At 45.7% G+C, this 24,431-nt stretch carries 22 protein-coding genes; 16 read left to right on the forward strand and 6 right to left on the reverse strand.

All coding sequences use genetic code 11. The features are described 5' to 3' along the window. Nucleotides 1-163: 163 nt before the first annotated feature. The gene (locus tag C6I21_RS03720; RefSeq protein ID WP_181186073.1) at nt 164-490 is read right to left on the reverse strand and encodes a hypothetical protein; all 327 of its coding nucleotides are present in this window, start codon (nt 488-490) and stop codon (nt 164-166) included. 783 nt (nt 491-1,273) lie between these two features. Between C6I21_RS03720 and tnpA the strand changes: the two genes are divergently transcribed. From tnpA to C6I21_RS03735, 3 genes are all read left to right on the forward strand, one after another. Then, nucleotides 1,274-1,672 (forward strand): IS200/IS605 family transposase, encoded by a 399-nt coding sequence (gene tnpA, locus C6I21_RS03725; RefSeq protein WP_105958099.1) that lies wholly within the window; start codon nt 1,274-1,276, stop codon nt 1,670-1,672. An 11-nt stretch (nt 1,673-1,683) separates the two neighbouring features. Continuing rightward, nucleotides 1,684-2,796, forward strand: a complete 1,113-nt coding sequence (locus C6I21_RS03730; RefSeq protein ID WP_105958100.1) for an RNA-guided endonuclease TnpB family protein — start codon at nt 1,684-1,686, stop codon at nt 2,794-2,796. A 221-nt stretch (nt 2,797-3,017) separates the two neighbouring features. Continuing rightward, nucleotides 3,018-3,476, forward strand: coding sequence for a universal stress protein (locus tag C6I21_RS03735; RefSeq protein WP_105958101.1), 459 nt, complete (start codon nt 3,018-3,020; stop codon nt 3,474-3,476). A gap of 132 nt (nt 3,477-3,608) precedes the next feature. On the opposite strand, the gene C6I21_RS03740 is transcribed toward C6I21_RS03735, so the two are convergent. Further along, nucleotides 3,609-5,612, reverse strand: a complete 2,004-nt coding sequence (locus tag C6I21_RS03740; protein ID WP_181186074.1) for a GGDEF domain-containing phosphodiesterase — start codon at nt 5,610-5,612, stop codon at nt 3,609-3,611. Nucleotides 5,613-6,013: 401 nt separating this feature from the next. Between C6I21_RS03740 and C6I21_RS03745 the strand changes: the two genes are divergently transcribed. The 4 genes from C6I21_RS03745 to C6I21_RS03760 all read left to right on the forward strand — a co-directional run bounded on the left by C6I21_RS03745 (nt 6,014) and on the right by C6I21_RS03760 (nt 9,528). Next, entirely contained in the window at nt 6,014-6,466 is a 453-nt protein-coding gene (locus C6I21_RS03745) for a hypothetical protein (RefSeq protein WP_105958103.1), read from the forward strand. A 50-nt stretch (nt 6,467-6,516) separates the two neighbouring features. Further along, entirely contained in the window at nt 6,517-7,257 is a 741-nt protein-coding gene (locus C6I21_RS03750; RefSeq protein WP_181186075.1) for a MerR family transcriptional regulator, read from the forward strand. Between the two features lie 110 nt (nt 7,258-7,367). Continuing rightward, on the forward strand, nt 7,368-8,600 hold the full coding sequence (locus tag C6I21_RS03755; RefSeq protein WP_105958105.1) for an MFS transporter: 1,233 nt from the start codon (nt 7,368-7,370) through the stop codon (nt 8,598-8,600). Between the two features lie 322 nt (nt 8,601-8,922). Next, nucleotides 8,923-9,528: a LysE family translocator gene (locus C6I21_RS03760; protein WP_105958106.1), complete on the forward strand. Its 606-nt coding sequence runs from the start codon at nt 8,923-8,925 to the stop codon at nt 9,526-9,528. Between the two features lie 175 nt (nt 9,529-9,703). Here C6I21_RS03760 and C6I21_RS03765 read toward each other — a convergent pair whose 3' ends face one another. Then, complete coding sequence (locus tag C6I21_RS03765; RefSeq protein ID WP_105958107.1) at nt 9,704-10,453, reverse strand: GNAT family N-acetyltransferase; 750 nt, start codon at nt 10,451-10,453, stop codon at nt 9,704-9,706. An 813-nt stretch (nt 10,454-11,266) separates the two neighbouring features. Here C6I21_RS03765 and C6I21_RS03770 point away from each other — a divergent pair. The 4 genes from C6I21_RS03770 to C6I21_RS03785 are packed head-to-tail and all read left to right on the forward strand — an operon-like array spanning nt 11,267 to nt 16,196. Continuing rightward, nucleotides 11,267-12,793: an SAVED domain-containing protein gene (locus tag C6I21_RS03770; protein ID WP_105958108.1), complete on the forward strand. Its 1,527-nt coding sequence runs from the start codon at nt 11,267-11,269 to the stop codon at nt 12,791-12,793. Nucleotides 12,794-12,812: 19 nt separating this feature from the next. After that, nucleotides 12,813-13,889 carry an SMODS domain-containing nucleotidyltransferase gene (locus C6I21_RS03775; protein WP_105958109.1) on the forward strand — a complete coding sequence of 359 codons (1,077 nt, stop codon included), beginning with the start codon at nt 12,813-12,815 and terminating at the stop codon, nt 13,887-13,889. Then, nucleotides 13,880-15,712 (forward strand): HesA/MoeB/ThiF family protein, encoded by a 1,833-nt coding sequence (locus C6I21_RS03780; protein WP_105958110.1) that lies wholly within the window; start codon nt 13,880-13,882, stop codon nt 15,710-15,712. The genes C6I21_RS03775 and C6I21_RS03780 overlap by 10 nt, the downstream gene beginning before the upstream one ends. Then, nucleotides 15,702-16,196, forward strand: a complete 495-nt coding sequence (locus C6I21_RS03785; RefSeq protein ID WP_181186076.1) for a Mov34/MPN/PAD-1 family protein — start codon at nt 15,702-15,704, stop codon at nt 16,194-16,196. Before C6I21_RS03780 ends, C6I21_RS03785 begins: the two co-directional genes overlap by 11 nt. Before the next feature lie 84 nt (nt 16,197-16,280). On the opposite strand, the gene C6I21_RS03790 is transcribed toward C6I21_RS03785, so the two are convergent. Together C6I21_RS03790 and C6I21_RS03795 are read right to left on the reverse strand one after the other, a co-directional pair. Next, nucleotides 16,281-18,683, reverse strand: a complete 2,403-nt coding sequence (locus C6I21_RS03790; RefSeq protein ID WP_105958112.1) for a DEAD/DEAH box helicase family protein — start codon at nt 18,681-18,683, stop codon at nt 16,281-16,283. A 10-nt stretch (nt 18,684-18,693) separates the two neighbouring features. After that, complete coding sequence (locus tag C6I21_RS03795; RefSeq protein WP_105958113.1) at nt 18,694-19,053, reverse strand: HIT family protein; 360 nt, start codon at nt 19,051-19,053, stop codon at nt 18,694-18,696. A gap of 135 nt (nt 19,054-19,188) precedes the next feature. On the opposite strand from C6I21_RS03795, the gene C6I21_RS03800 reads away from it, so the two are divergent. Beyond that, nucleotides 19,189-21,996 (forward strand): DUF3427 domain-containing protein, encoded by a 2,808-nt coding sequence (locus tag C6I21_RS03800; RefSeq protein ID WP_105958114.1) that lies wholly within the window; start codon nt 19,189-19,191, stop codon nt 21,994-21,996. Here the strand turns inward: C6I21_RS03800 and C6I21_RS03805 are convergent. Further along, nucleotides 21,993-22,394: a (deoxy)nucleoside triphosphate pyrophosphohydrolase gene (locus C6I21_RS03805; RefSeq protein ID WP_105958115.1), complete on the reverse strand. Its 402-nt coding sequence runs from the start codon at nt 22,392-22,394 to the stop codon at nt 21,993-21,995. The genes C6I21_RS03800 and C6I21_RS03805 overlap by 4 nt on opposite strands. A gap of 92 nt (nt 22,395-22,486) precedes the next feature. On the opposite strand from C6I21_RS03805, the gene C6I21_RS03810 reads away from it, so the two are divergent. The 4 genes from C6I21_RS03810 (at nt 22,487) to C6I21_RS03825 (ending at nt 24,283) form a co-directional block, all read left to right on the forward strand. Then, nucleotides 22,487-22,732, forward strand: coding sequence for a glutaredoxin family protein (locus tag C6I21_RS03810; RefSeq protein ID WP_105958116.1), 246 nt, complete (start codon nt 22,487-22,489; stop codon nt 22,730-22,732). Between the two features lie 126 nt (nt 22,733-22,858). Beyond that, nucleotides 22,859-23,272 (forward strand): hypothetical protein, encoded by a 414-nt coding sequence (locus C6I21_RS03815; protein ID WP_105958117.1) that lies wholly within the window; start codon nt 22,859-22,861, stop codon nt 23,270-23,272. Nucleotides 23,273-23,313: 41 nt separating this feature from the next. Continuing rightward, the gene (locus C6I21_RS03820; RefSeq protein WP_105958118.1) at nt 23,314-23,754 is read left to right on the forward strand and encodes an RDD family protein; all 441 of its coding nucleotides are present in this window, start codon (nt 23,314-23,316) and stop codon (nt 23,752-23,754) included. A 160-nt stretch (nt 23,755-23,914) separates the two neighbouring features. Continuing rightward, entirely contained in the window at nt 23,915-24,283 is a 369-nt protein-coding gene (locus C6I21_RS03825) for a hypothetical protein (RefSeq protein WP_105958119.1), read from the forward strand. Nucleotides 24,284-24,431: the final 148 nt, after the last annotated feature.

Here is a 24,431-nt window from a genome sequence, read left to right on the forward strand (position 1 = left end):
CATTTTGTACGCTGCTTCTACATTAATACAGGAAGAAAGGGCATTGTTAGAGGGAAAAGGATAATTGAATGCGGAAAATAAAGAAGATAGCACTTGGGCTACCTTCTGGAAAGCATTTATCTTGACCTTATGGAGATTTTGCAGCAACACCACAAAAACAGTTTCACTGCGTTAAGCTTTTCTCTATATAGCCGTCAGCTTTCTTAAGTTCTTCTAATATCCGCTGCTTGTTTTCCTCCGAGGCTCGGAATGAGAGAAGGTAATGTGGATAGTCTTTTTTGTTTCTTCCCCGCCTTTTCCGGATGTTTCTTAACGATGTGAATGCTTGAACATTACCTGGGCTCCCGCCGATACTACCTGTAGCAATAAACGGCGTTTTACTGTCCATCTCCTCAGGAATTTCTTCAATGAATACATCTGTGACGTGGTACCGCAGCAACCTGGTTTTAAGCGATTCTGCTGCATTCTCATTCTTGAGATACACGTTCATATGAACAGACATAAGCACTCTTCCTTTCTGAATATTCTTTCTTTTATTTTCCCTTTATTCATGCTCTCCAAACCACTGTACAAACAATAAAGCTGGAGGACAGGAAGAAAATGACGAATTGTTATGAAAGCAAGAAGTGTTTTTCTCATTATTAGAAGCCGTTTCAGTTTAACGGTAAAAGGAAAAGAAGAAGTAAAGGAAAGTTTTTCAGGCGGATAACACAGTGACTGAACCGAAAGCTTCTGCGTCCCGGGCTCTGGCCCGTTCACATACAATCTCCTTGTTTCTTTGTTTTGGAAGAAAGGAGGGATCCCTGTGAAGCAGCTCAAGTTCTCTTTCTTGATGTTTGCCGCCATGGCTGTACTGCTGGCAGCTTGTGGTGGCAATGGTTATTCCTGAGGATCCGGAAAATGAAGCGGCTGACTGGAAGCGCAGACAAAATAAAAAAGAGCGGTCTGGGGTTCTCCCGCCGCTCTTTTTGTATGGAAAACGCAGGTTGAACCTGGCTGACAAAGCAGGAAGGATGAAAACGACGGGGTAAACAAAAAGATCTGCATCGTTTCCCGGCACGATTTCAAGACGTGCGCTGTACGTTCATCTGACCCTCACTGCTTCCGCAATTTTAACGAACTTCCGAAAGAAGTCTCCCTCTTCAAGCGTGTGAAGGGCGCAGCCCAACGGTAAGGGGGAGATGAATTTCGGTTGGGCGACAGCCCAAAGCGTTTTACTTTTCACCTATATATGATAAAATCAGTCGTATATTATATAAGGGCTGATGCATCAATGGATTTAGATAGTAATAACCATTCAGTGTTCTCAATGTATTATCATCTCGTGTTGGTCGTGAAGTATAGAAGAGATGTCATTGACGATGATGTTTCAGAGTACATCAAGGATAAATTTATGTCTTTAGGCGAACGTTACAACATCACGTTAGTCGAGTGGAATCACGATATAGACCATGCCCATATCCTATTCAAAGCTCATCCTAATTCGGAGTTATCGAAGTTTATTAACGCATACAAAAGTGCGAGTTCAAGGCTTATCAAAAAAGAATTTCCTCTTGTTCGAGAGAAATTATGGAAAGAGATGTTTTGGTCGAGGAGTTTTTGTCTGCTTACAACAGGGGGGGCGCCTATTGAAGTAGTGAAAAAGTATATCGAAAATCAAGGTATAAAGTGAGGTGATTTGATATGACGAAGCACAACAAGGCTTACAAATTTCGACTATACCCAACTGAAGAACAGGCTATACTGATGCAAAAAACGTTCGGTTGTGTTCGTTTTGTCTACAATAAAATGTTGGCAGAACGAATCGAAACATACGAAAAGCTAAAAAATGATAAAGAAGCGTTAAAACGTGTCAAACACCCCACGCCTGCTAAATACAAAAAAGAATTTGATTGGTTAAAAGAAGTCGACGCTTTAGCACTGGCAAACGCACAGCTAAACTTGGACAAAGCATACAAATCCTTTTTCAAAGGGGATGCTAAGTTTCCAAAATTCAAAAGAAAACGACATAAGCAAAGCTACACAACAAATGTCGTCAATGGAAACGTTCAGTTATTGGATGGTCATATCAAATTGCCGAAGCTGGGAAAAATTAAAATCAAACAACACCGAGATATTCCTTCGGAATACGTCATCAAGTCCTGCACCCTATCCATCACTGCCTCCGGAAAATATTATATTTCGATTTTGACAGAGTACGAGAAGGAAGTTGAATACAAAAAAGTCGAACACGTTGTTGGGTTAGATTTTGCGATGAATGGATTGTTTGTCGACAGTGAGGGTAAGAAAGCCAATTACCCGAAATTCTACCGTCAAACGCTCGAAAAATTAGCCCAGGAACAACGGAAACTTTCTCGAAAGAAGAAAGGTTCTTCGAATTGGCACAAACAACGTATTCGAGTTGCCAAAATCCAAGAGAAAGTTGCCAACCAGCGGAAAAACTTCCTTCACCACAAATCGAAAGATTTGGCTACTGCTTATGATGCAGTTATCGTTGAAGACTTGGATATGAAAGGAATGTCGCAAGCCTTTAAATTTGGCAAAAGCGTAGCTGATAATGGTTGGGGAATGTTTACGTCTTTTTTAGTGTATAAGCTAAAAGAACAAGGGAAGCAACTTATCAAAATAGATAAATGGTTCCCTTCTACTAAGATGTGTTCGTCTTGCAGGAGTACAAAACCTATGCCAATGAGTGTTAGAACATACACTTGTTCGTGCGGTTATATTGGAGACAGAGACCATAATTCAGCACTCAATATCAAAAACGAAGGCATTCGCTTATTAGCAAATAACTAATTATCACTATCAACTCTTGGAACAAGAGGGGTAGCTTGGTCAACATAGATGGCTAGTAGAAGCATCTAATTCCCAAGAAGCCCCCACTTCAAGGTTAGGAAGAACCTAAGTGGTGGGTAGTTCACACAGTTTCCACAGATAAAACATGAGATAATGGAGGAAATAAGACGTCTCGATAAGCTGGTTGGAACGCCATCTGCACTTACGAGGAGGAGATGAGTATGACCTTTCGTTACAGTACCATCCTGGTGGCGGTGGATGGATCGAACGAAGCCAGGCGAGCGTTTAGGAAAGCCGTCGTCTTATCAAAAGATCACGGGGCAAAGCTGCTTTTGGTTCACATCATTGAACCCCATACCACTGCTGCTGTGGGACCCAGTAATCAGCCTCTTTCTTCCGAAGACGACCGGCATCGGCATGCGATAAGGATGATGAATGAGTACCAGGAACTGGCTGAAAAGGAAGGGCTCCGGGACGTTTCTGTCATTGTCGATTACGGTTCTCCAAAAGTAAAAATTACAAAAGATGTTGCCCAGGAACACGACGTCGATTTAATTGTTATTGGAGCGGCCGGGTTAAATGCCGTGGAAAGGCTTTTAATGGGCAGTGTATCGGTGCATGTTACCCGGCATGCCGCCTGTGATGTGCTGATTGTGCGTACGGAGACGGAAATGAAATAGAAAGGTACGGAAAAGGGCTTGATTCTTCCATTCTGTCAACGCAGGAGAGGGGAAGAAGCCCTTTTATGGTTTCATCGAAAACTCCTGGTCAGAGGAAAAGAAGTGCTTTCCGTACATAATTCTTCTATGGCATCATTTCAGACGTTCTTCCTCCATCATCGACAGCAGCTCGTCCTCCCGCAGCGGCTGGTGAAAATAAAAGCCCTGAAACGAGCGGCAGTCTCTGGCGAGCAGGTACTCCACCTGATAGGATTCTTCCACGCCTTCAATCAAGAGATCCAGATTCACACTTCGGACGAGCTCCAGTACGGCATCGAGCACCGGCGCTTTTTTCCTGGAAGCAGGAATTTTTTCGACAAAATAGCGGTCGATTTTAATCTTGTGGATCGGAAACTGATCGAGGTAGTTGATTTTGGAATAGCCGGTGCCGAAATCGTCGATCGCAATGCGGAAACCGGCGTCCGAAAGCCGCTTTAAGTGGGAGGGAATGCCGGCATCCGACGTCAGCTCCACGGTTTCGGTAATTTCCAGCTCAATACTGGACGGCGGCAGGTCAAACGCTGCCGGCAGAGAAGCGAGCGTATCGATAAAGGCCTCCTCTTTCAGCGACGAGGAAGAGAGGTTGAATGCCATCGTGCCCGAAAAGGCATGCTGCGCCCGCAGCTGCTGAAGCAGCGTCAGCCCGCGGCGGATGATTTTCAGCGTGAATTCGCTGATGAGCCCCGCTTTCTCGGCTGCGGGGATGAACTCGGCGGGGGAGATCGGCCCGGCTTCTTCATGCTCCCAGCGCGCGAGAACCTCCACACCGGTCATGCTGCCGGTCTGCCCGTCCACCTGCGGCTGATACACGAGGGAGACAGCTCCGTTGTCGACATCCGGCAGAAGATCCCGCTTCATGAGAAAGCTGCGCAGATGGGTCTCCCCGAGCTCCGGCGTATAAAAAAGGATCTCGGAAGAAGAAGCGCTCCCATTTTTCAGGCTGAGCCTTGCAGCATCCACCGCCTGCAGAATGCGGAACGGCGAGTCGCCGTCTTTCGGAAAGGTGACGACGCTTTTCCGGAAGTCGACGGGAAGCGCTGCGGCATCATTGATCGGGAAAGGCTCCGTGAGGCACTCCTCCAGCTGCTGCAGGGATTTCTGCATGTCGATCCCGGAATACGCATCGTCCAGAATAAGCAGAAACTCATCCCCGGTGTAGCGGTAAATCCGGTAGTCGATAAACGCTTTCTGCAGACGAAAGGCGATCGCCTTCAGCAGCTGATCGGCCGCCTCATGGCCGTACAGATTGTTCGTTTCCTGAAAATCCTTCATGCTGAGCGTCACGATCGTAAACGGCGTCCGCTCCGCTGTGAAAAGCTCCAGATCTCCGGTCAGCCGCTCACGGTTCGGCAGCGACGTAAGATTATCAAAATACCGGCCTTCCTCCAGCGTTTTCAGCGTCATCATCTTGTCGTTGATGTTTTGAAAAAAGCACGCGACGTCCCCGTTCTGGTGCGGAAGCAGCGTAATTTCAAACCACGATTTCCGCTCCTCGGCATAGTAGTCAAACGTCTGCCGGAGAAGGGTCTCCCGTGCCGCGGTAAGCTTGGAAGTTAAAAAGTGGTTCAGCTGAATGCCGAGGCTTTCCTGCACATCCACATTCAGCATCTCCTCCCGCGGTTTCCGAAGCAGAAGCTCCGCCCGGTGGTTCATAAACTTCACCGTATTATCCTTATGCAGCACGACAAAGCTGTCATTCATCGACTCGATCACCTCAAGCGCATTCCGCTCATAGAAAATCATCTGCGAAATGTCCGTATGTGAAATCAGAAGTAGCGGCGACTGCGCGTCATCCCCAAGCGGCACCGCCTTCAGCCGGTACCACGTCTCCTCCGCAGAACCAGGACAGCGGTAATCCTGCTCGTACAAGTCATTCACCCCGTGGAAAATGGAGAGAATCTGGTAGGAAGAAATGTTCGTTCCCAGTACGTTCATCAAGCGGAAATAGTTCCGGTCAGACGGATCCTCTGCGACCTGCGGAAGTACCTGATGAATATACTGATCCCAGCTCCCATTGCTGTACAGAATCAGCCCCTCCCGGTTAATCACCACCAGCTTCGTTTCCATTGCGTTTAAAAGTGCCTGCGAAACGCTCAAGCCAATTCCTCCCAAAACGTGATAAAAAAGATACAAAAAGATTGTACACAACAATAATAAAGTAACTATATCACTAATACGAAAGAAATCAATTATCGTCATTTTATGGACTTTGTGTTATTGACTTGGAAAACTTTCGCCTTAAAACGACGTTTCTACCGGCAGCGGTCGTCATACAGATCGGTTTGTGCTATCGTAGAACGAAAATGTAATATGAAAAATATGTCAGTTTATATACGTGCAGGGGGACAGCAGAAAAGAGACGAAGAGAAAACGGGAATTCCGTTTAGGCAATAGGCAGGGACGGCCGTTATGCCAGCGGACATGAATATAGCAGGGAGGGGTTTTTCAGGATGCTTCGTCATGTTCATTGGAGAAGGATATGTTTACTTGTTTACCTCATGGCGATGGGTGTACTTCTTGTCTTTTATCACCATTACATTGGTACGCAGGTGAATCATATCGAGCGGGTTTTTACGTATGCGACAGCCGGAATCAGTGCTGTTTTATTCGCCGGAATGGTACTCATTCCGAGTGAAAAAAAAGTCCTGCTGGGAGCGTTTGTGTCGATTTTCATCATCGTCCTGGCCGCAGGAATTACGTTTTGGGGAATCCGTCCATATACGATCCTGTACGCAGAAGTGCCGGAGCGGATCGACATGCTGGATGCCCACCTGGAAGAAACGTATCCGGAAAGAAACTGGGAAATCAGACAAAGTCCAGCCCCATCGGACAGTCTGTACCTGCTGCTGGTCACGTTTGAAGACGAACCGGAAATCACGCACCATTACCACATGAGCGATGACGTGGTGGAAGGGGAGCGGGAAATACGAAGTACCGGAAGATCATGGTGAGAAACGCCGCCCACGAAAAACGTCGCAGCTTCTGGAAAAGGGGAATAAAGATGAAATTGACGGTCAGTAAATTTGCAGAGATCGCAGATACATCGATCCGCACGTTAAGGCACTACAGGCAGCTCGGTATTTTAGTTCCTAGAGAGAAAAACGAAAAGCAGCAGAACATATACACAACGAGGGAGTTTGAAAGGTTTCATCATATCAAGCTATTGCAGAGCCTGGGCCTTTCCTTAAAGGAAATTAAAGAAAAGGTGGATGAACCCAAATATTCCTTTGAAGAAATGATCGATGTGCAGGAGGAAATTCTGCGGCAGAAAAGAGACACTATTGAATCTTCGCTGGAGATGATTGCACGGATTAAGTCTATTAAAGACCAGGGGCAGGAAACTGATGCAGAAATCTTCCTGCTGCTCATGAATTCCATGCTTCTGGAAAACGAACAGAAAGAAATATTTATGGACTACTACTCTAAAGAAGCAGTCGATCACCTTTTTCCTGCAGATAAATCAAAGCAGAAGGAACTGGACAGACTAACACGGGACATATTGAGCGTCGTGCACGAGGCTCTTATCCACGAGTACGCTCCGGATCATCCGCAGGTGCAGCAGCAGCTGCGGGAACTGAAGCTGCATACATACGTCAAAGGGTGGGAGATTGAGGACCGGAAAGCCGATGAGCTGAACGAACGGCTCCAGCCGTATATAGCTGCCTTACCAGAGCGCATCATCGGCTTTTTGACAGAAGCAGTGGAAATAGCAGCGGAGGAAACGGGTAGGGAAGAGGCGTAGCTGGAGGGAAACGGCAGGTCGAAACCATAAAAAGAGTTATTACCCCTTGCGGAGGACGTTACGTCCCAGGATAACCTTACATTTACTAAGTGAAATGGAGGTAAATTATCGTGGAACAACGATCCATCCTTCGCAACAGAACATTTACGTTTATACTCTGCTCCGGCTTTCTCGCTGTCATGGGCTACACCATGTTTTTCATGACAACTGCCTGGTACGTCATCGCTGAAGCAGGCTCCTCCCAATTGCTGGGTGTGGTCCTTATCGCCATTACCGTCCCCCGATTAGCGATGATGGTATTCGGCGGTGTCCTGGCAGACAGATTGAAGAAAACGACCATCATGTTCAGCACCAGTATGGCACAAAGCATCTTTCTGTTTATCATCTTCCTGCTTCACAGCGCCGATACGATGTCTATGCTGTATTTGATTCTGTTCGGCATGCTGTTTGGCACGCTGGATGCGTTCTCCGGACCGGCGAGCGCTTCGCTCATACCCAAAATCGTTCAGCCGTCACAGATACAGCAGGCGAACGCTTTCTACCAGGGCGCCAGTCAGGCAGGAATCATAGCAGGACCGGTTTTAGCAGGAGCGGTGATGGAAGCATCCGGGGTCTCTGCCGGGTACCTCACCGCCTTCCTCGTCGTTTTTCTCTCCGCCGTGCTGATGTTCCCTCCCTTTTTAAACGAAGGGGCCCCTGAAAATCAGGTTAAACAAACTCCGTTGAAAGATCTGCAGGAAGGTTTTTACCATATTAAGTACAGCACCTTTTTAATAACAGGAATTCTCGTTCTGATCACCCTGAACTTTTTTGCATTCGGTGCAATACAAATCAGTATCCCCATTCTCGTAGAGGTGCACGGGGGATCGCCGATCAACTTGAGTTATATAGAAGTGGCATTGGGAGCGGGGATGCTCTTCAGCTCGGCTCTTTTAGGGGTAGTACAAATAAAAAGAAGAGGCGTGACGTCTATTATCGGACTGACCGCTATCCTTGTGACCGCACTTATCTTCAGCCAGACAGCCGACCTGCTCGTTCTGGCCGGACTTGCTTTCCTTATCGGCTTCTCCATGGTTTTCGTTTATATTCCATTCTTTACTTCCGTACATGAAAAAACCGATGAACGAATTATGGGGCGGGTCATGAGTGTCATTTTCTTAGCCATGAACGGGTTCGATCCCATCGCGTACGCAGGCGTCACCCTGCTGCTCGCAAATGGATTTGACATTCAAAACGTTATCGCAGCATTTGCGCTGACAGGATTAACAATTGCTTTTCTACTATTGTGGAAAGGAAAAACCTATCGGAAAGACGTTTCGGAGGTATCCCAGACAGAAGCCTAGTATACGTGCACAGCTTCTGATGAGGTATACGAGGATATTTTTTGTTCTGAGTAAGTAGAGAGAACCGCTGCCTCAATACTAAGTCTAATCAATCGCGGAATATACACTCTATAAAGGAATGCTTGAACCATAGAATAAACCTTTTTCAAAAAGTAGAACCATGAGAAAAGAGCAGTGACCGAGTCAGAACGTATACCCTTTACGTGTTTAGAAATACGTTCATCGATATTCTATCGTACATGCATCATCATTCCACCAATAGAAGGAAGAAGAGAAGGATAGATAAACCAAAGAAATAAAGAATTACAGAAGATGAAAGCAGGTGATTGATATATATACATATATTGCATTGCTTTTGCCATTCATCATTTCCCCTGGAGCTAGCTATGTGCTTACAATTGCAGCCGTTGAAAAAGAGGGGTTCAGTGGTGTATATCGAGTGATACTTGGAACTGTCCTCGGTATTGCTGCACATGCCTCGCTCGCAGCAATGGGTATATCCACCCTCCTCCTCGAACTGCCACAGCTTTTTTCTGTGATTCAGGTGATTGGTTATTTAATGCTGATCTATTTAGGTGTTTCTATTTTACGCAATCTCTTTAAAGTCACTCAACCTCCAGCGAAAATTATTACGACCACCCGAGTATTTTTGCTGAATATTTTCAATGTTAAGCCGCTGCTTTTATATGTGACTATAATTCCATCATTTTTGCAAAACACGGAGATTTCACTTTACTTACACTATCTATATGTGGGAATAACGCACATTTCTCTACAGATCACCTGGCTATTGTTTCTTGGCTGTTTCACGATGGGGGCGAAAAAGATAAATCTGCATCGTATCCTCACTTTTTTCTCCGCTGGGGGCAGCCTATTTCTAATCGCACTCGGAGTTTTCCAATTAGTGAAGCTCGTTTTAGAGTTATAAAAGAAACTCGAATTATTTAATTGAAGGAACTGGTTTTTAGAAATATAAAATATCACAAATAAAAGCTACCGATCATTCGACAAAATATAAACCTTCTAAATGAAGTTAACATTGATGCTCTGTTAGTTAACTCCATTCTTTAAATTTCATATTCCTCGCTTACTTTCGCTTTCATCTAATTCTGTTCTACTAATTTGTAAATAAACTTTCTTTCAATCAGTTCACAATCATTAGCTTGAAATATTCGCTGCATGGGAACGTTATTTTGTCCAGTTGCCCCAATATAATAATTGGCACCCATTTTTTTGAGAAGATGCAGCGAAAGTTTATGAAGATATTCGCCCCAACCTTTGTTACGAAAAGACGGGAGTATTCCAAAATAAAACAATCTACCTTCATCAATAGTTCCCTGCTCAATTTGTGGCATTGTCACCCCTAGAGGTTGATTCTCATAAAAAATAACCAGGCAACTTCTTTTATAATCCGAGCCAAGTTCAGATTTCATCCCTTCAAATTCTTTTTCGACAGAAAGGGAATTTGAAGAGATGGAAGCATTCAGAGAACCGGAACTAGCTGCTGTCCACGTCTTTATAAATACATCACTCGTAGTTTCTTCCAGTGATTTTATTTCAAGAGATGCTTTCATTTTGAGTAGTTCGAAAGAAGTGAGGTCACGTTTATAAAAATATTGGGTTTCTTGTTTTTGATAACTAAGCTCTTCAAGTAGAATTGTATATTGAGTTTGTTTAGCATCTTTTTCATTCAGGACAATCGAAGCAGACGGAATAGCGTGCCCCCTAATATGTTTCTTCATTTCGTATAAAATTTCTTCAAAATGCTTTAAAGAATCTATTCTCCCTAACTCTTCAATCACCAAGTAATTTGGTGTGCCATCAAGAATTTTCGCTTCCTTAGTAGTAAACATATATACACCCCCTTATATTGAATTAAACTATTTCAGATGTATTGGCAGTAAAATGAAGCTTTCTTTTACTATAACCAAACTTCTCTCATATATCCATTTGTTTTCCAACAGCTTGACGTATAATGGGAATAATCAAACTTCTCGATAAATCGAAGTCCCCCAAGATTTATCTTCAATCGAAAAGCAGCAGTTGATATGACAATTAGTCCAATTTGATCCATCTCCTTCAGTAGAGATTATTAACGAATTGACTTCTTAGGGGAACTGAATAATGAAACTGAATCGAAATTTTAACTTGCTGCTCACTGGGCCATCGTTTTGCCAACATTGGCGATGCCTTGTACATCGTCAGCATCACTTACGTTATTTTTGAACTGATCGGATTAGGGTCTTCAACCTCAACAGCGAACTGTCAAGAAACGTCCTCGTGAATCGGATGAGCTGGGCGATTAATTAGAATAGAAACAGACACCGTTCAAGGCTCTTTCAAAAAACCCTGAACGATTTGAGATGAAATGTCGGAATTTTCGAATCTTTTTAAGGTTTTTGTTCGTCTATAAGGGGGAGGCGTATTTTTTAGATCGACTGTTAATAACGTTCGGGAAAGTCTATTTAGAAAAGCAGACGTTCGAAAATAAGGAAGTGAGTTTTTTGGACATAGTAATATGTAGTTTTCAAGTTGCTTTTTACCGTTCGGAAAAGTGTACTTTTATGAACGGGGGATTTAATCCTTTTAATTTCCAAAGGAACTTCAAATGATGTATAGTTATTTATATTGAAAATTTAGAAAATATATCCTAGGAGAAATTAATTATGGCAAACCCAATAAGAGCTCGACAATTAGGAGATGATTATCAAAAGATTTTCTTTTGGTTAAAAGCTTGTGAATTTTTGGAAGAAAATTCTAATATTGATACTATTTCTTATGAGGATATGGAATTAAAATCCCTTGATGATGTAGTTATTAGATATAAACAGCCGATTAAAGACTTTAAAGGCAATCTGATTAAAAGAGAGTATTATCAAGTTAAATACCATGTAACTTATGGGGGGAGCATCACACTAGATAATTTAATGGATCCCAAATTTATCAATGCCTCTAAGTTTTCTTTTTTAAAAAAGGTTAAAGAAGCTTCTTTCTCATTAAACACAGAAGATGAACCCGGAATCGCAATATTGGTTACACCCTGGACTATTCACCCCAATGATGTACTTTCTACTTCTAGATTAATTGATACTCAAGATGGGTCTTTCAGATTGGAAACTCTATTTGATGAGAAAAATAAATCTCATGTAGCAAAAGCCAGAGAAAAGCTAAAAGAACATTTGGATGTTCAAAACGATAAGGAATTGGAAAGTATTATAAAACTGATCAGAATATCTAGTGATTCTTCTACTTACTCTAATCTAGTGAATTTATTAAACTCTAAACTTTCATCAGTAGGTTTGAGACCTATAAATGCTACTCAGCGTATTAACCCTTACATTAGTCTGTTGGCAAGACTATTCCAAGAAGGCAAGACAAAATTTAATAAAGAAGAATTAATACAAATTTGCAAAGATGAAAGATTATGGACAGGAACTAACATTATGTTCTCTAAGGAAGTTCCTATAGGAATAAGAAGTTTTATGCATAGAGCAAGGAATATGGAAAATAATACTTCTTCAATGATTTGTTTATCAGAACATTTTGAAGGGCGTCATTTAAAAGAGAATTTTGGATGGAACGAGGACATCAAAAGAAAAATCGATGAATTTTTGACACAAAATTTAACTGAAGGAGGGAGTTATTGTATACACTTAGACACGCATTCAAGCGTGGCTTTTACAGCTGGATATTATCTTGATCCTAAGTCAGGAGTAAAAGCTGTTCCTATACAAAAGGGTTTAACTGGGCGTGAAGTATGGAGATCGGATTCTACTATTTCTAAAGAGCAATATCCTCAATGGAAAGTTAATCAAGAGGTGCTAAATGAAGATGGAGAACATATAGCGATTATAATAGAAATGACTCATTCAGCACTAGAAGAAGTTGAGAATTATATTAGCGATAAAGGTTTGTCTGTGAAAACAAAAGTAAGATTTTACTTCGAAGATGGGCCAAACGCTAGTTCCATCCAAGGGGGAGTACATGCAAGGCATCTTGCTAATGAAATATTGCGGACCTTAAAAAATCTTCCTCCAGAAGATAGGAAAAAAAGATATCATATTTTTGGTGCAGCACCAAATGGTTTTTGGTTTATTTTAGGACAACTCTCAAGGAGCTTTGGTCAAATAACATTATATGAATATGATTTTGAAATAGCACAAGAATATCGTGAATCTATCAATTTACCGTAAAAAGTAGAGAGGATGAGTGATGATGGAAGTGAAATCTTATTTTAGTGACTTTTTGACAAGTATAAGATTAACTGAAAATCAAGTAAATGATTTGAAAATTGGTCATAACACCTTACGAGATAGATTATTAGAAGATGAAGATACCTCATCAATTATTGTTAACACATTCTTGCAAGGTAGTTATAGGAGAGCAACTGCTGTTCGACCTAAAAATGGGAGTAAGTCTGATGTAGACGTTATCGTTGTTACGAATCTAGATAAGGATGATTACACCCCTCAGAGAGCACTAGACTTATTTTTACCATTTTTAGAGAAATATTATAAGGATAAATATAAAATGCAGGGCCGATCTATTGGTATTGAACTTAGCTACGTTGAGTTAGATTTAGTAATTACTTCTGCTCCTTCAGAAGCTCAAAAAGAATTATTGAAAACGGAAAGTGTATCGAAATCTTTTGCTTTGAATGAAGTGGAAAATTGGTCTTTGTCTAAATCATGGAGTATGAAGACTCAAAAAGTAGTTGATGAACCCACTTGGAAGACAGAACCATTGTTAATACCTGATCGAGAAGCAGGGATTTGGGAAAAAACCGATCCATTAGCTCAAATTGAATGGACTTGGAACAAAAACGCGACATGTAATGGACACTATGTAAATGTAGTAAAAGCATTGAAATGGTGGAAAAAATTAAATCCGGCACCTAAATATCCAAAGGGGTATCCATTAGAGCATTTAATAGGATTATGTTGTCCGGATCATACAGACTCCATTGCTAATGGCGTTACCTTCACATTAGAAAACATAGTATCAAACCACCCTAAAAAGCCTATCCTTGAAGACCACGGGGTACCAGAACATGATGTATTTAAACGTATTACTGAAGAAGAGTATAAAGAATTTTATGATCTAGTTAAAGAAGCTGCTTCGATAGCAAGACAGGCCTTAGACAGTACTGACAAAGTAGAAAGTATCGAATTATGGGGTAAGTTATTTGGTTCTAAGTTCCCTCCACCGCCTAAGGCACAAAAATCAGGATTTACTCCAAGAACTGAGCCTACAGAATCAGTTTCTGGTGGGAGATTTGGATGTCAGTAAAGAGAATTCCTAATGAGCGACTATTAAAAGGTAGAAGAGCCACTGAATTTATTGACGGAATAGAGATAATTAATGACCTAGAATGGAAAGAGTCCATAAATAGATGGGTTATTCATTGCTCATTGTATTCAGATGAAATAGAAACGGCTGTTATACCAAGAGAAACAGAGTGGTATATATTACTTGACGATAATTATCCTAAAGGAGATATTCATTTTTTCCCCTCTAAAAGTAATAGCCTAACTCATACTTTTCCTCATCAAATGTATAATGGAGAAGGAAAGAAAGAGCATCCTTGGAGAAGGGGCTTTTTATGCCTTGATGCAAATGTAAGTACGTTAGGAAAGCTGGTACCTAACCAGGAACCGTTTGATGAGGAAGAGCGTCTATATTGGTATGTAACGAGAGCAATAGAATGGTTAATTGCAGCTTCCACTAACACACTTACTTCTGAAAATGAACCTTTTGAGCTGGTTGACTTTCCAAAAGCTTCCCCACTAAAGGTAGGTTTTTCAGAGACAGTCCAAACATTTAAATTTTGGAATTCTTTAGATATTAAATTTGGTTTGGTCACTTTTTCAATATTAAACAATGGTGTTTTATTAGTGAGAAAATATCAGAAACTCAATGGAACATGTGTTAGAAGAGTGAACTGGGGAAATTACCCCACTCAATATGAACCTGTAAAAAAAATTTCAGGGTCTTGGGTCATTTTGAAAGAAATACCGCATATTAAACCGTGGCAAGCCCCATTCACTTGGGGGGAATTAACAAACATTTGCAGAAACCAAGGAGTGGAATTATTAGATATTTTAAGAAAAATCAAGAAAAGTCACAATTTCAAAAATAAACTGGCTCATATTATCTTAATTGGTTTTCCTATTAAGGATAAATTAAACGAAGATTATTCTGAAATCTTCTGGAAGGGAGTTGAAATCTCAAACTCCTTTGATAATAGTTCTAATTCCAAAGGGACTAAGTTAAATATTAGTAACATGACTAAGAATAAACATCGAATAAATATTAATGGGCAAGAACAAATTAAATGGATGGATTCATTCAATTGGTCTAAGAAATCAGTTATGAGCCGTGGAATGTTACCAAAGCCTATTAACGAATCAAAAATATTAATCATTGGAGCAGGGGCCCTCGGTTCATCTATTGGAGAGTTGTTGACGAGGGCTGGAGTAGAAAAATTAGGTATTGTTGATTTCGACAAATTGGAAATGGGGAATCTCACAAGACATAATTTATTGTTAACAGAAGTAGGCAAAAGTAAAGCAAAAGAATTAGCTGAACGTCTAAATAAAACATCCGTTCATGGGAAGGTGACAGCCTATTCAGGAACAATAAAAAATAATGTAGAAAAAAACATAGATGAGTTAATAAAATATAATTTAATATTGGACTGTACAGGTGAAGATGAAGTTTTAGAATATTTACAGCAAAACAGCTGGCCAAAAAAAGCGCAATTTATTTCAATATCTTTAGGGTTTGGCGGAGAAAGACTGTTCATATTCAGTAATTATGGTTTTAGTTTTCAGTACAATTTTTTTAGAAGTTTGGTGGATCCATGGTTACTTGAGGAAAGAGCAAAATTTGAAGAAGTACAATTACCAAGAGAAGGATTAGGGTGTTGGCATCCTCTTTTCCCTGCCAGAATTGATGATATTTGGATCATGGCTGCAACTGCAATTAAGACTTTAGAAAAGATAAATAAAGAAGAACATAGAACCCTATTCAAAGTCCATGAATATGAAAAAAGTATGGAAGGCAGTTTTGAAGGAATTAAATTAGTTAATGAAGAGGTATATGATGAATGATTTGATATTTGCTGAACAAAGTCAAAGGTTTAAAGTATACATACCTGGCTATTTATTAATTGAAATTCAAAAACAATGTATATTAGCATATCCAAATGAAACAGGAGGTATATTAGCTGGTAAATATTCAAGAGAACTTGATTGCGCATATATTTCAGAACTATTAAAAGCTCCCCCTGGTTCAAAAAGTGGCCGAACGTGGTTTTTAAGAGGTATCAAAGGTATTAAAAAAAAGCTGGACAGGTTATGGAACAAAAAGACATATTATCTTGGTGAGTGGCACTATCATCCTGATAACAGCTCAACACTGAGTAATCAAGACATCAAACAAATGTTTAGTATTTCTAATAACCCAAATTACAAATGTCCTGAGCCTATACTATTTATAGTTGGTGGAAAGCAAAATTCTTGGGAATATAGTGTTTATGTATTTCCTCAGTGTGAAAAATATATCCATTTAAACCTCGTCGAACTTCACAGTTAAAATACACATGTTAACATAATCCCACTTATACGAAACTCCCACCCACAAAACCCAAAGCCGATCCCCCACAGGATCGGCTCTTCTTCATTCCTTCCGCTCATACTTCCTCTCAAAGTACGTTTCCAGCCGATACTGACTGATCTGGTCGGTCCAGTCGTACAGAATGGCTGCGTTCTCTTCGGTTACGTGGAGGCCAGTGTCGAGCGTTTCTCCGTCAAACACGGCCGGGGCGCCGAGTTTGGGAAAGGGCATTTGACGCAGCGTGCGGATGACGGCGGGAAGGTCGTCTTCGCTCCAGTGTTTGTTGGCTTTGTCCTGCAGGTCCTGTCTGCGGTACAGTGTTTCGGTCAGGTAGTGCAGGAAGAACGGGGCGGTGTCCTCCGGTGTGATCGGCTCCATCCAGCGCGCCGGCCCGCGGGCGAGCATCGCCTGGATGACGACCATTTTGTAGCTTTTGCTCATCGCTGTTTTCTCCACCATGCGGAGCCAGTCGCCGCCTTCGTGAAGCGCGGCGGCTTCAGTGTCACTCAGTTCACCGGCGGCGTGGAGAAAGTCCGGAAACGATGGAAACGACGGGCGGATAGTGTAGCGCCCCTGAAAGCGGAGCCGGTAAAGCTCGAGGTAGGTCGGGCGCCGGCCGAGTTCTTCTTTGAGCTCCTGGAATAGTGCTTTCATGCGCTCTTTTTTCGGCTGGAGCCGCCGCCTCATTTCGGCAATCAGGTCAATGACGCCGGTTTCTAGGTGCACATCACAGAAGGAAGGGACGGCAGGCTCGACGCTCTTTTTCCGTTCGTTCGGCTCGCGGCTCAGCACCTGCAGCTTCGTGTCGGCGTTTTTGTAGTTGCCGATCAGGTCGATGACGTGGCAGCGCTCTTTGCCATCGTGGAGGCGGAGGCCGCGGCCGATCTGCTGGGTGAAGATCGTGAGCGATTCCGTCGGGCGCACGAACAGGAGCGTATCCACCGCCGGAATGTCCGTACCCTCATTGAACAGATCGACGGTAAACACGACGTCGATCGTGCCGTTGTGCAGGCGCGCAACCGCCTCCTCGCGCGCCATGCTTCCCGGTCCGGAATGGAGCGCTTCGGCGCGGACGCCCATCTGCTGAAAGTGCGCCGCAAGAAACGACGCCTGCCGGATCGACGAGCAGAACGCAAGCGTCCGCGTCTGCCGGTGCTTCTCCCACGCTTCATACACCTGCGCGGCTGCATGCTCCTGCAGCTGCACCTCCGCAAGCTCCTCCGCGTCATAGCGCGTGCCGAGCCACGTGACGGTGGAATAATCCGTATCATCGTAAATGCCGTAATACGAAAATGGCGCAAGGGCCCCGATCTCAATCGCTTCCGTAAAGTCCATCTCAAACGCCACGTTCCCGTCACAGAGGGCGAAAACGTCGTTTCCATCGAGTCGGTACGGCGTCGCCGTCAGTCCGAGAAGAAACTCCGGCTGAAAGTACGCCAGAAGCCGCTGGTAGGAAGCTGCGGCGGCATGGTGGAACTCGTCGACGATGATCAAATCGAACGCGTCCGGCGGGAACTGCTGCAGCCGCTTTTCGCCGGCGAATGTAAACACCGAAGCGAACGTGAAGTCCGCCTCGGTTTCTTTTCGTTTCCCGTCATAGAAGCCTGCCGTTTTTTCCGGCATGACGCGCTGAAAGGAAGCGGCGGCCTGCGTGAGAATTTCCTCGCGGTGTGCGACGAACAGAATCCGTTTGTAGCCGACGGCAAAGAAGGCGGCGAGGTACGTTTTTCCGAGACCGGTCGCCATGACGACGAGCGCACGCGGGTAGCCTTCTTCGACGGTCGTCTTCAGCGCCTCGAGCGCATCGATCTGCGGCCCGTGCGGTTCAACGGGAGTCTCGTAGACGGGCGGGGATTCTTTTCCGTACCCTGCGCCGGATTCCACGCCGTACATCAGCTGCGTTTCGCTCTCTTCGGTCGTCTCTTTCGCCCACGGCGGAAGCGAGGCGCGGTGTTCTTCGTGCCGGCTGCGGTAACGTTTCACCGTCTCGGCATTCAGCGGGATCGTCTGTTCATCGTAAAAAAGACGGAGAAAGCTTTCCTCTGCTTCCTGGACAGCCGTTTCCGCCTCTTCTCCCGAGACACCGAGGTTCCATTCCACCCCTGTCGAGAGCGCAGATTTGGACAGATTGGACGAACCGACGTACAGCGTGCGCTCTGCACCGTGGTCAAACCAGTACATCTTCGGGTGAAACGAGCGGCCGCGGCTTTCCCAGAGGCGGAGCTCGGCGTGTGCTTCCAGCTCGAGCAGCTGCTCCAGTGCGCCGGGCTGGGTGATGTAAAGGTAGTCGCCGGTGCAGATTTTGATCTCTGCACCGCGTTCGGCCGCGTGACGCAGAGCGGGAAGGAGGAGCGAGACGCCGGAGTTCATGGCGAAGGAGACGAGGATGTAGATCGTCTCCGCCCGCTCCGCCTCGGATATAAGTTCGTCGATAAAGTTCTGCTGGATCAGTGCAATGCGCGTCATGCCGTGCCTCCTAGTATTTCTGCTTTTCGGGGATGACGCCGCGCACGCCGCCTTCCGGGTGGGTCATGTCTCCGCTGTAGCGCGGAATGAGGTGCATATGTACGTGAAAAATCGTCTGGCCGGCCGCCGCTCCGCAGTTAATGCCGACGTTAAAGCCGTCCGGCTCCCGCTCGGTGAGAAGCCGCTCCCGCATGTCACCCATGAGCGCATGCATCGCCTCCTGCTCTTCTTTCGTTAAGTCGAAATAATCGGCCGTGTGCCGCTTCGGTATGATCAGCACATGCCCGTCGGAAACCGGGTATTTATCATAGATGGCAAACGCCAGTTCATTGTCTATTTCCCAGGACGTCAGCTCACAAAAGGCACACATCGGGCATTCCTCCTTTATTCTGTCTTTATTGTCTTTGTTTTGGACGCGTGATGCAAGCTTGGATCTAACACACATCTCTACATGATTGTTCCAATTCATGTACAATAAGGTCATAGGTAGAAAGGGGCGGATCGTGTGGAAGAGCGGCTGTTAGTCAACAATGAGAGTGAAACGTTATTAAAGGAGCTGACGAATTCGTTAGAGACGTGCGACCGGTTTTATTTCGGCGTCGCTTTCGTCAACTACAGCGGGGTGCAGCTGCTGTTGGATGCGATTCATGAAGCGGTGAAAGCAGGCAAGCAAGGGCAGATCATGACGTCGACGTACTTGAATTTCACTGATCCGAAGGCGCTTCGCCGGCTGCAGGAAATTCAGGATATTCACATCAACGTGTTCGTCACCGATGAGAACCGTGGCTTTCATACGAAAACGTACATATTTGAATACGATGACAGCTACAAGATTATTATCGGCTCGTCGAATTTAACGCATTCGGCACTGAAGTCGAATGTGGAATGGAACGTGGAGATTATCTCTAAGAAAGAGCGGCCGTTCGTTGAGCGGGTGCTAAAGGAGTACCATCTGCTGTGGGATGCGTGCCATACGCTGTCGGAGGACTTTTTACGGGACTACGAAAAGCAGTACGAAGAGGTGCAGCGGCTGCGCCCGCAGCAGCACGTCTTGCAAATGCGCTCGGAATACGTCGTGCCGAACAAGATGCAGCGGCGGGCAATGGATAATTTAGCGCGGCTTCGTCAGCTTGGAGAAACGAAAAGCCTTGTCATTGCAGCGACCGGAACAGGCAAAACGTTTATGGCTGCGTTTGACGTGCAGCGGGTGAAACCGAAGCGTCTTCTGTTTTTAGTGCACCGAGAAGACATTTTAATCAAAGCAAAGGAGACGTTCGAATACTTGCTGCACCGGGAGAACCGAACGTTTGGCATGCTGACGGGGACGAAAAAGGAAGCGCAGGCAGACTACGTCTTTGCGAACATTCGAACGATGGCGACTAGGTACGAGTCGTTTTCGCCGGATGCGTTTGATTACATCGTCTATGACGAGGCGCATCATACCGCCGCGCCGCAGTATCAGGAAGTGATGCAGCACTTCACCCCGGATTTCATGCTCGGCATGACGGCCACGCCGGAGCGAAGCGATGACGCCTCCGTCTTTGAGCTGTTTGATCACAACGCGGCGATTGAAGTCCGTCTGCACGATGCGCTGGAAGATGGGCTTGTGGCGCCGTTTCATTATTTCGGCATTACCGATGTAGAGGATATTGATTTAAGTGATTTGAGTGCGTCGGAGCAGCGGGAAATCGCACGCCGGCTGCAGGTGCACGCGCGCGTCGATCACATTTTGCATCATCTGTACTTTTACGGTCATCAAGGCACGAAGCGAAAGGCGCTCGGCTTCTGCGTAAACGTCGAGCATGCGAAGTATATGGCGAAGGAATTCACAGAGCGGGGCATTCCAAGTGCGGCGCTGTCCGGAGAAGATCACGCCGCCGAGCGTGAGCGCGTCATCGATCGGCTGGAAGATGAGAGCGATCCGCTGGAATGCGTGTTTACCGTCGATATATTCAACGAAGGTGTCGATATTCCAAGCGTGAACCTTGTGCTCATGCTTCGTCCAACGGAGTCACCGATCGTGTTTATCCAGCAGTTAGGGCGGGGACTTCGGAAGCATCCCGGAAAAGAGTTTTTAACGGTGCTCGACTTTATCGGCAATCATAGCCGCGCCTTTCTCGTTGCGCTCGCGCTAAACGGCCAGCGTTATTACGATAAAGAAAGTTTGAAAGTGGCGGTTGCGACCGGGTTTGCGCATTTACCCGGGCCGGTGCATGTGCAAATGGATGAAATCTCGACGCAGCAAATTTTAGCGCAGCTCGATCAGGAATCTTTTCAGAGCATGAAATATTTACGTGCGTCGTATGTCGAATTCAAGAAAATCCGCCACGGCAAACCGCCGTATCGCCTCATGGATTACCATACGTACGAAGGCGCGCCGGATCCGGTTCTTTTCATCCAACATTCCGGAAGTTACTTGCATTTTCTCGCCAAAATGGAGAAGGAAACGCCGCTCACGGAAATGCTTGCAGACGACAGGTGGGCGAAGGCGTATGAATCGCTTTCGAAACTGCTGCCGCTCAAGCGACCGCACGAAGCAGCGATTTTGACGGTGCTGTTGAAACAGCGTACGATCACGGTAGAGCAAGCCAAACAAGCCGTGCTTCATTGGATGGAAACGGTGGAAGAAGCGACCGTTCGGCACGCGATGCGAACCCTTGCTCAGCACTTTTTAGACGACAGCGAAAAAAGCCGTCAGCCGGCACTCGTTTCCTGGGAGGAAGAGGTGCTCGTGCGAACGGACGTCATGGACACCTTTTTGGAAAACGACGTCTATGTAAGCTGGCTGGAGGATGTGTTGGAGTACGGACTGCACCGCTTTGAGCAGGAATACGGCGCAGTAACGGATCACGTGCCGTTTTTCCATGCGGGCACGCAGTATAAGATGCGTGATGCTGCATTGTTGTCGAACTTCGAGAAAAGCCATTCCTCGTTTCGAGGATCCGGCCTGCTCGTGAACGGGAACGATTATTTCTTATTCGTCGATTTGCATAAGGACGCTTCGGTAGAAGAGCGATTGAATTATCACGACGAGCTGGAAAGCCCGACGACGTTTTTGTGGGATAGCCCGAACAACATGGCGCAGGCGTCGAAGCGTGGACAAAATCTGATTCACCACGAAGCGAAAGGGAACCGGCTCCATTTATTCGTGCGAAAGTATAAAGAGATCGAGCGGAATAAACCGGAGCCGTTTATTTACTTGGGGGAAGTGCGTGTGGAAAGCTATGAGGGCGAGCGCCCGGTTTCCTTTCGGATGCAACTTGAAGAGCCCGTTCCGCCGCTATTGTACCGAGAGCTGACGGAAAAGGTTTAGCGAACGGCCGCGGCTTGAAGGGATTCAACGGCGGGAATGTCTGCTGGTGCCCATAAAAGGGAGTCCAGCTGCTCTGTCGGCATCCAGATCAGCTTCGCATGCTCCGAGGCGATCGGTGTGCCGTTCGTGATCGTTGCGTGCAAGCAGTGAAGCGTGACCGTTACTTTTTCGTAGTCGTGTGTATGCGTATGGAACACGTCACCAGCAGTGATGGTGCAGTGGAGCTCTTCTTCGATTTCTCGCTCCAGCGCTGCCTGGTAGTCTTCGCCGTCTTCTACTTTACCGCCGGGGAATTCCCATACGTTCGGTAGTGACATCTGGCGGCTGCGGAGGGCACAGAGAAGCTCTCCGTCTTCGTTTCCTATAACTGCGGCTACGACGTGAATGTGTTTTTTCATCTCGATTCCCTCCTCTGTGTACCACTATAGCACATCCGAACAGGAGAGGGACGGGGACTACTAGACGCGTTGATTTTTTAAGGAGGGTACGTATGAGTGTACGTCTTTACACAACAAACGACTGTATCGAATGCAATTTTGTGAAGCAGGCGCTGGATGCGCGCGGGGTGCCGTATGAGGTGCGTAATGTGCGGGAGGATGCGCAGTACCAGGAGGAAGTGGAGGCGCTCGGCTACCTTGGTGTGCCGGTGATGGTGTATCAGGGGGAAGCGGTGAAGGGTATGGTGCCGGAGCTGGAAGCGTTAATAGAAAAAGCGGCGGCGGATCAAGCCGAATGACAGCCTCTATCGGGGCTGTTTTTTTTGTGGCTGAACCGGGACGTTTGATGATAGAAAAAGGAAAAAGACTTCCAGTAAACAGAAATCGTGATATACTGAAGGGAATGGAACAAGGAGTGCGAGAGTATGAAGCAGCATTCCCTGCAGGTGGGGTATGTGATCGGCATCTTTCTGCTGCTGGTGGTGCTCGGGTTTGGCTCGTATCCCTTCGGCGACGTCCGCTATGTGATGCTTTATCTCGCCGGGACGCTCGGGATCGGACTGCTTGGTGTGTATGTTTTGGCGGCAGCTGGAAGCTTTATAAAAATATCTACTTTCTCAGCTATCTGCTGGCGGGGTGGATGGTGTTTCTTCCAGACCTCGGGGTATCTGCGTCAGGATTCAGCCGCACGTACGGATTTCCCGTGCGGTGGTTCGAGTATCATAGGGAAGCGGCGGTGTGACGGTGCGTGGGTTTTCGCTTGCGATCAATGTGCTGGTGTATTACTACCTGCTGAAGCTGATACAGCGGGTGTACGCACACGTGATCGGCCGCTTTAAAAACGAGACAGTGCAGTAAATAAAACGGAGGAGGGGATGGCATGGAACAGGCGCCGCGGCTGGATGTCCGGCTGAGTGCTGCTCTTATCGATGGTTTTTTCCTGATTGGGGTGAATCTGGTGATCGGCCTTTTCCTTGTGCTGGATCGGGGCGGACCGCTCCCGTCGATTCCGCTTCCCGGTGGTACCACGATTCACTTCGCGCCGCCCGTTGTCGAACTTCTTCTCCTTCTAGCGCTGCCGCTTCTCTGGAAAGGAAAGACCGTCGGCAAACGGGCGTGCGGGCTGCGGATCACCCCGGTGCATGGAAGCCGGCTGCATGCCGGGCATATGCTGCTGCGGACGTTGGGCGGCGTGCTGCTGTATACGCTCACGCTCGGCGCCGGGCTGCTCGTCAGTTTCTACCTCGCATCCACACGGCCCGACCGCCGGATGCTGCATGACCTGCTCGGGGGGACACGGGTGGCCGTGGAGGAAATGTAATGAGTGATACAAAGGAAAAGCCGCCGGCTCCGGCAGCTAAAAGGGAGAAGGGTCATGTTGTGAACAATGAACAAAAGCACGGCTGTAGTATTAAGGAAGCTGGTGGCACCCTTGTATAAGTTCACGTGACTTTGAAGGATACACTTTAGGAGCTGAAATAATGCGATACACACTTTTGTTTATACTCATTCTATTATCTGCATGTTCAAACTCGAATGACAGCAGTGAAGAATCCTCCCCCTCCTATCAAACCCTGCTTACGGAAAATGATGGTGAATACGCCACTTATGCTATGGTAGAGAGCGAGGAAAGGGTGCATGAACTAGTAAGCAGACTACGTTCTCCAGAGTACAAACATGTTTTAAGTAATCGAACGGGTGAAGCGCGTAATGCGGACGACGCACATTATACGGATTTAGAACCTTCCGGAGTTCCAGCATACTTTGTTTTTGACAATGACGGTTTAATTTTTCAAACGACGGATGAAGAGGAATTTTTTTCGTATTTAGACGACCTGTCCCCAGAATAAGCTTCTCAGTTAATCCACTCCACTTCCTGAATACCCTTTTACACACATCTACCTTTTTTCCTCATGCCCGGGGCGCTGTTTTTAGTCACGGGTAGTACTAATTTATACATTCACGTTTGCTTTTATGTATGGTGTGGGACGCTCAGCT

Origin of the sequence: Alkalicoccus urumqiensis (assembly GCF_002993335.1) — a bacterium.
In the GTDB taxonomy this organism is placed as follows: domain Bacteria; phylum Bacillota; class Bacilli; order Bacillales; family Salisediminibacteriaceae; genus Alkalicoccus; species Alkalicoccus urumqiensis.

Coding starts and splice junctions, on each gene's coding strand:
- C6I21_RS03720 (WP_181186073.1), bottom strand. CDS start 490: ATGAACGTGTATCTCAAGAATGAGAATGCAGCAGAATCGCTTAAAACC.
- tnpA (WP_105958099.1), top strand. CDS start 1,274: ATGGATTTAGATAGTAATAACCATTCAGTGTTCTCAATGTATTATCAT.
- C6I21_RS03730 (WP_105958100.1), top strand. CDS start 1,684: ATGACGAAGCACAACAAGGCTTACAAATTTCGACTATACCCAACTGAA.
- C6I21_RS03735 (WP_105958101.1), top strand. CDS start 3,018: ATGACCTTTCGTTACAGTACCATCCTGGTGGCGGTGGATGGATCGAAC.
- C6I21_RS03745 (WP_105958103.1), top strand. CDS start 6,014: ATGGCGATGGGTGTACTTCTTGTCTTTTATCACCATTACATTGGTACG.
- C6I21_RS03750 (WP_181186075.1), top strand. CDS start 6,517: ATGAAATTGACGGTCAGTAAATTTGCAGAGATCGCAGATACATCGATC.
- C6I21_RS03765 (WP_105958107.1), bottom strand. CDS start 10,453: ATGTTTACTACTAAGGAAGCGAAAATTCTTGATGGCACACCAAATTAC.
- C6I21_RS03770 (WP_105958108.1), top strand. CDS start 11,267: ATGGCAAACCCAATAAGAGCTCGACAATTAGGAGATGATTATCAAAAG.
- C6I21_RS03775 (WP_105958109.1), top strand. CDS start 12,813: ATGATGGAAGTGAAATCTTATTTTAGTGACTTTTTGACAAGTATAAGA.
- C6I21_RS03780 (WP_105958110.1), top strand. CDS start 13,880: ATGTCAGTAAAGAGAATTCCTAATGAGCGACTATTAAAAGGTAGAAGA.
- C6I21_RS03785 (WP_181186076.1), top strand. CDS start 15,702: ATGATGAATGATTTGATATTTGCTGAACAAAGTCAAAGGTTTAAAGTA.
- C6I21_RS03790 (WP_105958112.1), bottom strand. CDS start 18,683: ATGACGCGCATTGCACTGATCCAGCAGAACTTTATCGACGAACTTATA.
- C6I21_RS03795 (WP_105958113.1), bottom strand. CDS start 19,053: ATGTGTGCCTTTTGTGAGCTGACGTCCTGGGAAATAGACAATGAACTG.
- C6I21_RS03805 (WP_105958115.1), bottom strand. CDS start 22,394: ATGAAAAAACACATTCACGTCGTAGCCGCAGTTATAGGAAACGAAGAC.
- C6I21_RS03810 (WP_105958116.1), top strand. CDS start 22,487: ATGAGTGTACGTCTTTACACAACAAACGACTGTATCGAATGCAATTTT.
- C6I21_RS03815 (WP_105958117.1), top strand. CDS start 22,859: ATGAAGCAGCATTCCCTGCAGGTGGGGTATGTGATCGGCATCTTTCTG.
- C6I21_RS03820 (WP_105958118.1), top strand. CDS start 23,314: ATGGAACAGGCGCCGCGGCTGGATGTCCGGCTGAGTGCTGCTCTTATC.
- C6I21_RS03825 (WP_105958119.1), top strand. CDS start 23,915: ATGCGATACACACTTTTGTTTATACTCATTCTATTATCTGCATGTTCA.